The organism is Streptomyces sp. NPDC001980, from assembly GCF_040296885.1.
GTDB lineage: Bacteria > Actinomycetota > Actinomycetes > Streptomycetales > Streptomycetaceae > Streptomyces.
Map to the genome: position 1 here is coordinate 61,933 of NZ_JBEOYD010000036.1, position 12,785 is coordinate 74,717.

The 12,785-nt window shown below is 68.2% G+C and carries 9 protein-coding genes and 1 pseudogene; 3 read left to right on the top strand and 7 right to left on the bottom strand.

Features of this window, described 5'->3' with window-relative positions:
* Positions 1 to 494 precede the first annotated feature (494 nt).
* From ABT137_RS38695 to ABT137_RS38720, 6 genes and pseudogenes are all read right to left on the bottom strand, one after another.
* Positions 495 to 899 carry a nuclear transport factor 2 family protein gene (locus ABT137_RS38695; protein WP_351716185.1) on the bottom strand — a complete coding sequence of 135 codons (405 nt, stop codon included), beginning with the start codon at positions 897 to 899 and terminating at the stop codon, positions 495 to 497.
* A 69-nt stretch (positions 900 to 968) separates the two neighbouring features.
* Positions 969 to 1,670, bottom strand: a complete 702-nt coding sequence (locus ABT137_RS38700; RefSeq protein WP_351716187.1) for a TetR/AcrR family transcriptional regulator — start codon at positions 1,668 to 1,670, stop codon at positions 969 to 971.
* A 48-nt stretch (positions 1,671 to 1,718) separates the two neighbouring features.
* The gene (locus tag ABT137_RS38705; RefSeq protein ID WP_351716189.1) at positions 1,719 to 2,945 is read right to left on the bottom strand and encodes an FAD-dependent monooxygenase; all 1,227 of its coding nucleotides are present in this window, start codon (positions 2,943 to 2,945) and stop codon (positions 1,719 to 1,721) included.
* Between the two features lie 174 nt (positions 2,946 to 3,119).
* On the bottom strand, positions 3,120 to 4,538 hold the full coding sequence (locus ABT137_RS38710) for an FAD-binding oxidoreductase (protein ID WP_351716265.1): 1,419 nt from the start codon (positions 4,536 to 4,538) through the stop codon (positions 3,120 to 3,122).
* 47 nt (positions 4,539 to 4,585) lie between these two features.
* The gene (locus ABT137_RS38715) at positions 4,586 to 5,059 is read right to left on the bottom strand and encodes a GMC oxidoreductase (protein ID WP_351716266.1); all 474 of its coding nucleotides are present in this window, start codon (positions 5,057 to 5,059) and stop codon (positions 4,586 to 4,588) included.
* Between the two features lie 253 nt (positions 5,060 to 5,312).
* A pseudogene (locus tag ABT137_RS38720) lies at positions 5,313 to 6,197 on the bottom strand (GMC family oxidoreductase); the annotation flags it as partial.
* A 558-nt stretch (positions 6,198 to 6,755) separates the two neighbouring features.
* On the opposite strand from ABT137_RS38720, the gene ABT137_RS38725 reads away from it, so the two are divergent.
* Positions 6,756 to 8,837, top strand: coding sequence for a thiamine pyrophosphate-binding protein (locus tag ABT137_RS38725; RefSeq protein WP_351716191.1), 2,082 nt, complete (start codon positions 6,756 to 6,758; stop codon positions 8,835 to 8,837).
* Between the two features lie 80 nt (positions 8,838 to 8,917).
* Here ABT137_RS38725 and ABT137_RS38730 read toward each other — a convergent pair whose 3' ends face one another.
* Positions 8,918 to 9,685: a TetR/AcrR family transcriptional regulator gene (locus ABT137_RS38730; RefSeq protein WP_351716193.1), complete on the bottom strand. Its 768-nt coding sequence runs from the start codon at positions 9,683 to 9,685 to the stop codon at positions 8,918 to 8,920.
* 250 nt (positions 9,686 to 9,935) lie between these two features.
* Here ABT137_RS38730 and ABT137_RS38735 point away from each other — a divergent pair, with 250 nt between their 5' ends.
* Positions 9,936 to 10,907, top strand: a complete 972-nt coding sequence (locus tag ABT137_RS38735; protein ID WP_351716195.1) for an amidohydrolase family protein — start codon at positions 9,936 to 9,938, stop codon at positions 10,905 to 10,907.
* Between the two features lie 532 nt (positions 10,908 to 11,439).
* On the top strand, positions 11,440 to 12,756 hold the full coding sequence (locus tag ABT137_RS38740; RefSeq protein WP_351716197.1) for a Rieske 2Fe-2S domain-containing protein: 1,317 nt from the start codon (positions 11,440 to 11,442) through the stop codon (positions 12,754 to 12,756).
* Positions 12,757 to 12,785 lie beyond the last annotated feature (29 nt).

Sequence of the window (12,785 nt, forward strand, 5' to 3'; positions counted from 1 at the left end):
AAAGGCTCCCGCGTGTTGCGGGCACCGGGGTACGGCAGACGTGGGTGAATGTTGGGAAACGGGGGGTGAATCAACTCGTGCCGAACGGCCGTCCCGGCTTCGCCCGCGGACCCGCCGCCGACCCGACCCCGCTCGGGCCGCGTTCGCGCAAGGAGAGCGCGGGAACTCCCTCCGGAATGCATAGGTCACGCTGTCACCGGCCATCACGCCCGGCATTTCGCGGCCGCGTCCCCGCTGATGCCGGTGGCGATCACCGCGGCTCGGGAGAGGATCCGGTGGTTCACGCGCACCTTGTGGCCACAGCGGCCGGTCCGGTTCCCGCACCATCCGACCACGCCCCGCGGGGTGGCACCCCCCATGGGTGGACGGCGGGTGCTCGGGGGCGTGGGCCCGCATGAATCTCCGCTCACCGGCGGACGAGTCATGCGCATCTATGCCGTCGGGAACGGGAGTTCACGCAGGCCCACTCGGAGTCGGAGAAGCCGGAACTCTTCTCAGACCCAGCCGACGACGGGCACGAAGCGGTTGACCAGGTGGGTGATCTGCCCCTCGGCGTTCACGGTGGCCTGCTCGATGCCGCTCTGGCCGATGAGGCGGCCGTCGGTCCCGCGGGCGGCCTGGATCCAGTGGCACTCCAGCCTGCCGTCGTCGAGCTCCGTGACGGTCCAGAAGTGCTTGCTGTCGGCCATGCCCTTGGCCAGGTGCTCGTACACCGCCATGATCGCGGGCAGACCGGTCGCCGGTGGCATGCCGTCGGCGAGCTCGACGGTGGCATCCGGTGCGAAGATCGACTCAAGCTCCTTCAGGGCCTCGGGCTCGTAGGCCGTACGGTCGTAGATACTGATGTAGCGGTCGATGACGGTGTCCTTCACGGGGATTGCCCCGGTCGTCTCGGTCATGTTGGTGCCTCCGTCGTCTCTCAACTCGAACCGGAAACGCTCCGGTTCTGGACTGTGTGTTCTCTCGGGTCAGGTGGCGATCAGGGCGAGCACGGCGTCTCGTCGCTCGCGCAGCAGACGCAGGCCTTCCTCGGCGGCTGCGCGGGTCTCGTCCGGGCCGGCTTCCTCGGGGCCGAGCAGGGCCGTCACCGTGGCGGCCATGACCCGGTCGGGGTCGTCGACGGTGACGACGCTCGGGGCCTGCGGCCCGGTGACGGCGCCGAGGAAGCCGGTCATGAGTGCTTGCAGGGCGTAGGCCTGTTCATCGAGGGACCAGTCGGTCCGTACCAGCCGGTGCTCTCGCCACACCGGCAGGACCGTGTACATCAGCGCTGTGGGGCCCAGCAGGTCGAGCAGTTCCACGCTGCGCGGATGCTGGGCGAGAACGCCCAACAGGTCGTCGTCGCGGGTCTGCATCGCGCGTACGAACGGGTAGCTCACGGCGTTGCGGGCGATCTGCGGGAAGAGCACATGCGGACGGCAGATGGTGGGGTCCGCGCGCAGCGTTTCTATCTCACCCTCCAGGAACGTCAGGAAGTCCCTGGCGAACAGCCCGAACAGAAGGTCGTGCTTGGTGCCCCAGTACAGGTACACCGTGCCCTTGCCGACGTGTGCCTTCTCCGCGATCTCGGCAACGGTCAGCCCTTTGACGCCACGCTTGAGGACCAGGTTCCTGGTCGCGACGAGAATCCGGGCCGCCGTGGCGGAGTCGTGTTCGGCCAGTGCTGTCATCGTCGCTTCCTTGCTGTTTCGCGTGGGCCCATGGGCGCCGAGCCGGTCTCATACCAGGGAGAGGTCGCGGTCCTTGAGCAGGCCGGCCTTGTTGCCGGTCACCATCCGTTTGAGCAGGGGTGAGATCCCTGGAGCCCGCATTCCCACGTTGAGGGCCTTGCGTATCGCCAGCTCTTTGCTGTTGGCGGGCACGAAGAACACGCGCTGGTCGAGGCCGTTCTGCTGGAACACGTCCACATGGGGGCGCAGGGTCTGTTCCCATGCGGACAGGGCATGGCGCACATCTGTGGGGTTGCGGTCCAGCATCGTACCCAGGAGGTCCGCCCCGGTGATCCCCATCGAGACGCCCATGCCGGCGTAGAGGCTGACGCACCAGGCGGAGTCGCCCACGAGTACGACCCGGCCGCGATACCAGGTGTCCATCCGTGCCTGCTCGACCGAGTCGAACAACAGGTCGTCGGCGGTGTCGAGCGCGTCGAGCACCTCGCCCAGCAGGCGGCCGGTGGGCTCGGGACCGAACGCCGCGCGTACACGCCGGGCCGGCGTCTCGCTGAACTCTGCGTCCACGTCGTCGGTGTGGTAGTTGAGCAGCACCGTCTGCAGACCACCGTTGAAGGGGAAGACCCACAGCGACCGGTTGGGCTCGAACAGGGTGGCGCCGTCGTCCGGATGGAGTTCGCTGAGCGGGCCGGGAAGCTTGTAGGCGACCGCCATGTAGTTCATCCGGTGCAGGTACTTCTCGTGTGGTCCGAACACGAGGGACCGCACGGTGGAGCGCAGCCCGTCCGCACCGACCACCAGATCGAACCGCTCCGTGACCGAGGTGTCGTCCGTGGTGTCGGTCAGCGTGACGTCCACGCCATGGGCATCCTGTTCGATACGGGTCGGCACCGTCGAGTAGCGGATCTCGACATCGTCGGGCAGCGCCACGAAGGCGGCCTCCTCGACATCGCCGCGCACCGTCATCCAGGGAGTGCCGGGCAGGTCGGCGTAACTGAGGGCACCACGCCGACGGCTCCCGGCGCGGTCGAACTCGTACTGGACGGTCCCCGGAGGGGTGCGGTTGCTCAGTTTGTCGAGGATGCCCAGGCGCTGTGCCGGGTGCCGGCCGCCACCGAACAGTGCGATGAAGTATCCGCCGGTGCGCCGGGCGGGGGCCCGCTCGACGACGACCGGCGTCCATCCGATCTGCCGCAGCCGCAAGGCGGCCGCGATTCCGCTGATACCGAGCCCGACCACAAGGGCCCGGCGTTCCTTGCCGCTCTGTACCTCCATGCCTTCATACCTCCTGAGCTTGGAGTTTGCGTGAGCTGACCAAATTGGTCATCTGGTCAGCTCACGAGATGGTTCATACAGGAGGGCGGGGCCACGCCAGGCGCGCGAGGAGCCTCGGCCGTCCTGTGGGTCGATGGAGTTGTCGGACTGTCCCGACTCTGGTGGAACCGTGCGTCAGCCGGTGGGCAGCGGCTTGATGTTGAAGTTGTGGCTGAACAGGTTGGTGGGGTCGTACTGCGTCTTGATCGTGCGGAGTCGCTCGTACTTGCCGGCTCCGAACACGTCGGCCAGCGCGTTCTCGCCCGGCTCGAAGTTCAGGTTCACGTAGGACGTGCTCAGGTCGAGCAGCGACTTGGTCTTCGTCCATGTGTCGCGGGTCCAGGGCACGATGCGCTCACGGTCCTCGGCGGTGGTGAAGCCGACCTCGACGCCGATGTGCCACTCGGCGGCCCGTCCGCTGTACGCGGTGGCGTCGTCGTCCAGGTCCTGGACCGCGCCGCCGAGCGACTGCACCGCGAAGACCTCGCGCTGGACGGCGCCGGACGAGATCTTGTCGTGGTACTCCACGGCGTGCTCGACCACACCCTCGACGAGGGGCTGGGACAGCTCGCGCGTCAGTCCGGACTTCATGTACCAGCCCGCGCCGTACCCCGCGATCTCGTCGAAGGCCGTCTGTATCACGCGGAAGTCATTGATCGCGACCGCGTCGAACAAGGGCTTGCCCACACTGCGCACCTCGCGCAGGATCTCGTCGTCGGGCTCCCCGCGGTAGACGACGTTGGCCACGAGCAGCCGGTGTCCGGCGGCCGCCTCCGTGGCGGGCGGGATCTGCTTGGCGTCCAGGCCCAGGGCGCAGGTGATGCTCAGCGTGCGGGGCGCCTGCTTCATGAGCTGCCCGAACCTGTACAGCACGTCGACGGCGTCCGCCATCGAGTAGACCAGCGGACCCCCCTGGACCGGCCCGAGAACCTGCGTATTGCATTCGAACTCGGTGACGACCCCGAAGTTGCCGCCGCCGCCGCGAAGGGCCCAGAAGAGGTCGGGATTCTCCTCCGCGCTCGCGTGGATGATCTCGCCCTCGGCCGTGACCAGGCGCAGGCGGACGAAGGAGTCGCAGGTCATGCCGAACGACCGCGTGAGGTAACCGATCCCGCCGCCGAGAGCCAGGCCGGCCAGTCCGGTGTGGGACACGATTCCGGCCGGCATGACCAGCCCGTGCTGGAGGGTCGCGGTGTCAACGCTGCCGAGGAGAGCACCTCCCTGAGCGCGCACGCGCCGCGTCGTGGGGTCCGCGACGACGTTCCCCATCCTCGACAGATCCAGCGTTATCCCGTCGTCGCACATCGAGTGGCCGGGGTAGCTGTGGCCACCGCCGCGAATGGCCAGCGGCAGTTCGGCCTCTCGGGCCAGCCGGACGGCGGCGACGACATCGTCGTCGTCGGTGGCCTTGACGACCGCCAGCGGCCTGCGGTCTATGTCCCCGTTCCACAGGCTGCGCGCCGTGTCGTACGAGGGTGACGTGGCCGTGATGACGTCGCCCTTGAACACGGACAGAAAAGCCGCTCCCCCGGGGACTTTCTCGATCGAGCTCATGTGAACTCCTCTCGGCTGTGTTCTCTTGTGTCCTGATGGACCCGGGTTCAGTGCGCCGCTTCGTGCTTCATGAGGTCCGCGAGGAATTCGCCGACCATCATCGCGGTCGCGTTCGGACCGCGGGACGTGATCGTCGGGAAGATCGAGGTGTCGGCGACCCTCAGCCCGTCGATTCCGTGCACGCGCAGATGCTGGTCCACGACGGCCTGGTCGTCGGAGGCCGGTCCCATCCGGCAGGTGCCCGAAGGGTGGCCGCCGCCGACGCGGTCGAACGCCCACTGGTCGAGCTTCTTGTCGTCGCCCACCGTCTTGGCGTCCAGCCCGACGATCGAGGCGCCGATCCCGCGCAGCCCGGCGGAGTTGAAGATCTCGAACGCCACGCGGATCGCCGCACGGAAGCGAACATGGTCCTGCGGCTCGCTCAGCAAGTTCCATCGCAGGTCGGGCAGTTGGTCGGGGTCGCCCGAGACGAGCGTGACCGCGCCACGGCTCTCCTGCTTCTCGACGACGATCCCCAGCATCGCGTGTCGCAGCGCGCGCCTGCCGTGCGACGGCCTTCGCCGAGGTGCCGCGCATCGCCTTGGCGGCTTGGACGGGCCGCGCGAAGACGTCCGTCATGCCCAGCATGTCGCTGTTCTTCGTGACGAACGGCAGGATCTCCAGGTCCGAGCCCTCGTCGGTCCAGTGGAGCACGGAGGTCATCGCACCGCGCTCGGGCTGCTTGACCAGATCGAGGCGCGAGTCCCACGCGGCGCTCACCATGGGATGGTCCGTCATGTGCCGGCCGACGCCGGACAGGTCGTGCACGACGTCGACGCCGTGTTCGCGCAGGTGTTCCGCCGGGCCGATGCCCGAGACCATCAGCAGGTGCGGCGAGCGCAGCGCTCCGGCCGAGATGACGATCTCGTCCCCGCGGAAGACCTGAGGGCGGCCGTCGACGATGGCCTCGATGCCCACCGCGCGCGACTTCTCGGTCAGCACGCGCCGCGCGACCGCGTTGCCCACGATGGTGAGATTCGGCCGGCCCGTCGCGGGCAGCAGGTAGGCGAGGGCGGTGCCGATTCGGCGGCCCTCGAAGATGTTCAGCGGAACGGGTCCCACACCGCCCTCGGGCCGAGGGTCGTTCTTGTCCGGGTCGGCCCCGAAGCCCAGGGCGTGACAGCCGTCGTCGAACGCCGACGTGAACTCCGGGGCCCGGTCCAGGGGCTCGCGCATGACCGGGATCGGCCCGTCGGAGCCATGGGCGTCCCCGTCGAAGTCGAGGTCACGCTCCATGCGCTTGTAGTACTGCTGAACCTTGTCGAAGGCCCACTCGTCGTTGCCGAGCTTGACCCAGGTGTCGAAGTCGTCCTTGAGGCCCCGGATGTAGTAGCACCCGTTGATCGAGCTGGAGCCTCCCAGCCCCTTGCCGCGCGGATAGGGGATGCGGAGGCCGGGCCGGACCTCTCCCATGTAGGCCCAGTTGTTCGGGTGCCCGGGTGCTCCGGCGGCGACGATGGCGGGGGCCAGCAGCTCCTGGGGCATCTCCTCGGCGGTCGAGTAGACCGGGCCGCCTTCCAGCAGGAGCACGGTGAGGTCGGGATCCTCACTGAGTCTCGCCGCGAGGGCCCCGCCGGTGGATCCCGCACCCACGATGATCACGTCAAATGTTCCAGCCACAAGTCCGCTCCGTTCTCGGGTTCAGACATGCGGGACGCGCTGATTGCGGCTCAGTCGTCCCTGCGCGGTCGCCGGCGGCTCACGGGAAGACTCCCGGGCATCCGTCGTCGGCGACTGACTGGCAGTCAAGTCTGCCCGAATACTGACACCCGTCAGACCGCGCGTCAACCGCCGCGTTCCGAGAGGTTTCGCCGCGATCGACAGCCCCCGCACAGGCTCGGGTCGGGGCATGCATACCTCTTGACGCCGCTGGTCGGCGGGGGCATTCTGTGGCGCACTGACTGGCAGTCAGTCCCCTTCGGCGGGGCCGTGCCTCCGACCGGACACGGAACAGGTCCGCAGTCTCCGGTCGCGGTGGCGCGAGCACCCCCGTTCATCAGTGGCGGCGTGCGGTCGCCGACCGACCCCAGTGCCGTGCGGTCTTCAGTCGATCCATGTCAGCCCTCCCGTCGAGAGAGCGACCGCGCATGCGGTCCGGTCACGGACGAGGCAGAGGCCGGTCCGAGAACCCCGTTTCTTGAGAGCGACTGATCCCGAGGCACGTGTGAGGAGAACCCGATGGCGATTGTTGACCAGTCCAAAACCAGGATCGACGGCAGGTGGGAGATCACGTTGCGCCCGGACCTGAGTCCTGCGCACAGCGCGGTGCTGGAGTTGTCCCGGGACGGCGACTCGCTGTCGGTGAAGATCGAAAGCGCCGACGGCTCGGGCACCGGCGAAGGGGTGGTGGACGGGAGCCGGCTCTCGTGGACGGGGACCTTCGGGCATCTGCCGGCTCCGTGGCGGTTCAGCGCGGAGGTCGACGGGGATGTCCTGCAGGGGCGAGCGGAGGCGGAGTTCGGCCAGTTCAAGATGATCGCGTCGATGGAGGGCGTGCGCGCCGGTTCCGATGCCCGGGTGGGGTTTCGTGAGGGCTCGGAGGCCCTTGTCGAGACACTGACCGCGTGCGGGGTGGAGTACGTCTTCGGCTACTCCGGCGGCATGACCACCTCCGTGCAGCGGAGCGTCGTCGGGCAGGGCGTGCAGAACATGAACGCCCGCAACGAGTTGTCGGCGGCATGGATGTCGTACGGCTACAACCGCGTGAAGCGGCGGGCCGCCTCGGCGACGCTGATGTGGTGTGTCGGCTCGCTGCACGCGGCGCCCGTGGTGCTCGCGGCCAAGCTCGACTCCACACCCCTGGTGTACATGCTGATGGAGAACTCGGCGGTGTGGGATCTTCGCGACGCGTTGCAGGACGGCACGGAGCTGTATTCGGCGTTCAAGCCTTTGGCGAAGTACGTCAGGCGGATCGTCGACGGCCAGGACCTGCCGCTGGCCGTGCGCCAGGCAGTGCTCGCGGCGAGCACCGGCAAGTTCGGCCCGGCGGTGCTCGACCTGACGCACGAGGCGATGTACCAGAAGACCACGATCAAGACCGAGCCGCTCACGCTGCCGTCGCCGCCCGCGGCGGACGAGGAAGCGGTGCAGCGGACGATCGAGCTGATCAAGTCGGCCACCAGGCCGGTGCTGCTCGCGGGCGCGGGGATCCACATGGCCGACGCGACGGCCGAACTGCGCCGGTTCGTCGAGGCCACCGGGATCCCGGTCGTCTCCAGCGGTCCGGGCGGTCGGGGGGTGCTGCCCGACGACCATCCCCTGTACGCGGGCGACATGACCGGCTGGGGCTACTTCGGCACCGGCACCCGACTGGCCGAAGAGGCCGACCTGTGGATCGCGGTCGGGTTCTCGTTCTCGCAGACGGCGACCGCGTCGTGGTCGCTGGCCAAGCCGGAGAAGGTCGTCCACGTCGATGTCGAGCAGTCGCAGCTGGGACGGATCTTCCAGCCGACCGTCGGCGTCGTCGCCGACGCCGGCAAGTTCCTGGCCCAGCTCAACGGCCGGCTGGAGGCATCCGGCCTCCAGCGTGCGGACGGCGGCGAACCGGCCACGCTGGCGGAGATCGCCCGGGCCAAGGAGTCCTACCTTGAACTCCTGCGCTCCTTCACCGGGGCCGACCCGATCATGCCCGCCGCCGTCGGCCAGGCGCTGTCGGAGGAGGTCCCGCCGGACACCATCCTCGTCAACGACGAGGGCTTCATGGTGCCCGGGATGGTCTTCCGGGAGGACAAGTACCCGTCCGGGTTCGCCAACCCGCTGGGCTTTCACTACGACTCGCTGGGGTCGACGCTGCCCGTGGCGATCGGCGCCAAGCTCGCCGCGCCCGACCGGCTGGTGGTCAGCGTCGGCGGCGACGGCGGCTTCTACTACGACTGCAGCGACCTCTCCGTGCTTGCCGAGCGCAACCTCAAGGTCGTGTGCATCCTGCTCAACAACGGCGGCCTGTACGGCGGCCGGCGCGGCCGTGAGCACGGCGTCAACGCGCTGCCCCTGACACACTGGACGGACCTTCCCGAGGAGACCGACTACACCACGATCGCCAGGAGCATGGGAGTGCCCGGCGAACGGGTCGAGAAGGCGGACGACATCGCGCCGGCGATCCGGCGCGCGATCGAAGCGGACGGCCCCTACTTCATCGAGGTGATGACGTCAGGGAGCACCCTGCACCTCTCGCTCAACGGGTGGCCCGACCCGGACCCCAAGACCATCCGCAAATTCGGCCACGGCGACCGTTCCGTGGAGGGCTCGTGGCCGAGCTGACGCGCAACGGCCCGATGCGCTCGGTGACCTCTAGGTCTAGGTGCTCGCCGAGCGCACTCTCGCGGTCGTGTGCGTCCTGCTCAACATGGGTGCCCCGTAGGGCCGGTGGGCGCGGCCGCGCCATTCCGCTGCCCTTGGCGCTCGACAGAGGAGTGCCCGCCCGTAACACGTGTCAGCGCGTCCAGCTCCGCCGCGGCGTCCGTCGGCATCTTGTAGGCACTGCGGACGGAAGCCACCAGGACCTGGGCGCACATGTCGGTGACGTCTTCGGCGCTGAGCTGGTCGAGGTTGTCGAGGTAGGTCACCGTGACGGCGTCGACATAGCCGCTCCAGCCGGTGAGCGCCGCCTGCAGCTGCGGCGGCGGGCTTTCCGGGCATCCCAGTGACACGGAGATCTCGGCCAGCGCGTCGAGTCGGGCTGCCTGGAGCACCTCCCGGACCTTCTCATCCGCGTGGCCCGTCCTCATCATGATCGCGAATCGCTCGGGGTGCCGGCGCGCGTACTCGAAGTGCCGGAACAGAAAGCCGTGGACACGCTCGACGGCCGTCAGCTCCGTGTCACGTGGCTTCTCATAGGAGACGAGTTCTTCCCATGCCTGCCGAATGGCGGCCGCAAAGAGGCCGCGCTTCCCTCCGAAGTGGTACGACAACAGGCCGTGCGCGACTCGGGCCCGCCCACAGACCTCGTCGACCGAGACGTCCTCGTACGGCTTTCTGGCGAACAGTTCAAGCGCCGCCGCGATGAGCGCTGCGCGGCGATCGACATTGCTCTCACCGACGGCGCCTTCGCCGGGCACGTTCTCGGCTTGTATCGGGGGCACTCTTCGAGTGTCACTGGTAGTCGCCACGGAGGGAATTCTAGGGCAGCGAAAACCTGCACCTGCCAAGTTCTCCCGTCACCACGTCGGCGACCGGGGCAGAGCAACCGCGAGACGGACGGCTCCCCCTCGCTCACGGTGCCCCCCTTCGAACGGAGCACGCGGGCCGGCTGTGAAACCTGAGTCGAGCCGGGCAACGACGAGCAGTCCCCCGACAGGGCCCTGCCCTGCTCCACGCGCGGCGAGACCGACCGCGCCATCGCCAACGAAAGGAATCGGCATGAAGATCATCGCTCTGGAGGAGCACTTCCTTACCCAGGCACTGCGGGAAGCGTCCGCCGACCATCCGGTCAGCCGTCTGTACGAGGAGACGATCCCCCACTTCATCGGCCCGCTCCTCGACCTGGGTGAGCGACGCCTCGCGGACATGGACGCCGCGGGCATCGACGTCCAGGTGCTCTCCCACACCGTGCCCGGCCCGGAGAGCCTCCCGGCGGACACGGCCGTACGGCTGTCCGTGGTGGCCAACGACGCCCTAGCCGAGGCGGTCGCCGCCCACCCCGACCGGTTCGCCGGCTTCGCCATCCTGCCCATGCCCGACCCCAGGGCCGCCGCGCGGGAACTCGACCGGGCTGTCACCGACCTGGGCTTCGTCGGCGCGATGATCAACGGCCATGTCGGCGGCCGTTACCTGGACGACGAGTTCTTCTGGCCGGTGTTCGAGGCCGCCCAAAGCCTCGGCGTGCCGGTCTATCTGCACCCCAACCGGCCGCCCGAGCCGGTGGTCCGGGCCTGCTACGCGGGCTTCGCCCCTGTCGTCAGCGAGATCCTGGCCAATGCGGCCTGGGGCTGGCACATCGATACCGGACTGCATGTGCTGCGGCTGATCCTGGGCGGTGTGTTCGACCGCTTCTCGAACCTGCAGATCATCATCGGGCATATGGGCGAGGCGCTTCCGTCGATGATCTGGCGGGCGAACTCGGTACTCAACGCGGTCGCCGGCCTGGACAGGCCCGTCGTCGACTACTTCACCGACAACCTCTACGTCACCACCAGCGGGCTGTTCGACTACGCGCCCTTTGCGGCGGCCCTGCACGCGCTGGGCACCGACCGCATCCTGTTCTCCGTCGACTACCCCTTCAGCGGCAACACGGCGGCTCGTGAGTTCCTCGACCGCCTGCCCTTGAGCCGACCGGACAAGGAGAAGATCGCCCATCTCAACACCGAAAAGCTGCTCAGGCTGGGCAAGTGATCCGCTGAATGTACCAGTGGTGAACCCGGCAACTGGGCCCTTCCTCCGCTCGGTTACCGCCTCCCTGGTCAACTGGTCCCGATCTTCCATGAGGGTCCGTCAGCTTGCTGACGGACCCTCTCCACCAGCCGCAGGCGCTTGGCCTCCCAGAGCCGGTCCCGCTGCCGGTGGCGCAGTTCCGGTTCGGTGATCGGGGTGCTCGGCGTTGGTGACGAAGCAGGTCAGCCGCATGCCGTCGGCGCCGATCTCGGCGAGCCGGGCGTCGGCGCGAATATCGCCGTCCGGCTCGACGGCCGGTGTCCCGCGGACGCATGGATCTTCGAAGGAGGACTGCCACCGCCCGCGTGGGGACTGCCGGCTGACGAACTCCTGGGTGCCGTTTACGAGGTCGGTCGAAGGCGACTGCAATGGCCTGCTCTGATGGTGAACAGCGTCCAAAGGTCGGGGACGGGTTGCTTCCTTTGGAGGGGTCACGCCGGTGGATCGCGGGGTTAGCGTCGGCGACGCTGAAGGCGAACTCGAGGAGGATCTTATGGTGTCCGCTGACTTCCTCTCGGAGGTCCAGAAGGATCTCGCGCAAGGGATGCTCTCGCCACGGGTGCTCAACGACCCCGACATCCACCGCGCCGAGCTGGACCGCATCTTCACCAAGTGCTGGGTGTTCGTCGGACACGTCTCGGAGATCCCCAGCCCCGGCGACTACGTACTGCGCTACGTCGGCGAGGACCAGTTCATCCTGGCCCGCGACGAACAGGGCGAGATCCAGCTGCTCCTGAACAACCGCGTGCACCGCGCCTCACCGGTATGCCGGGCGGAAAAGGGAAACACCTCGCACTTCCGCTGCCCCTACCACGGCTGGATCTACAAGAACTCCGGCGAATGGAACGGCGCCCCCTACCGCGCCAAGGCATACCGCACCCTCGACACCACCCGCTGGGGCCTGCGAAAGGCACCCCACGTGGACGGCTACCAAGGCCTCATCTTCGCCTGCCTGGACCCGGACGCCGTACCCCTGCGCGACTACCTCGGCGACATGTGCTGGTACCTGGACGTGATCTTCGGCCTCAACGAACAAGGCATGCGGGCCGCCGGCGACCCCCACCGCTGGATCGTGCCCGCCAACTGGAAATCAGGCGCCGAAAACTTCGTCGGCGACGCCTACCACGTCCAATCCGCACACAGCTCGCTCGGGGACATCGGCCTCATCCCCGACCTCGGGCAGTCGCTCAGCACGCAGTTCCATGTCGCTCTCGAGGGCGGGCACGGGCTCATCATCACGCCGAATCTCCTGCCCGAACCGCACTGGGTCATGGACTACCCGGCCGAGGTGGCCGCGACCTTCGACCTCGCCCGGCTGAACGCCGGGCAGCGTGAGTTCCTGGAGTCCCGGTACGGGGTGGTCGGCTTCACGATCTTCCCAAACCTGTCGTTAATCCGGGCCGTCGCCTCGACCGAACGGGGCCGACCGCCGGTGTGCTTCACCGCTCTGCGGCAGTGGCAGCCGCGAGGGCCCGAGCAGTTCGAGCTGTGGAACTGGCCCATGGTGTGGAACTCGGCGCCGCCCGAGTTCAACCAGGCCTCGTACGAAGGCAGCGTCTTCGGCTTCAGCCCCTCGGGGGTCTTCGAGCAGGACGACACCGTCGTCTGGCGCGGCGGCCCCATGGTGGGCCGCTCGGCCTTCGCCCGCCAGGACATGAAGCTCAACTTCCAGATGGGCCTGGACGGAATGAGCGACTACCAGACCAGGCCCGACTGGATGGGACCCGGCAAGGCCAGCACCTCGGTCTATGGCGAGAGGAACCAGCGCCGCTGGTGGCAGCGCTGGAGCGAGGCACTGGCGCCATCCTGACGAGGATGTTCCCTGTGCCGATGGCGGCA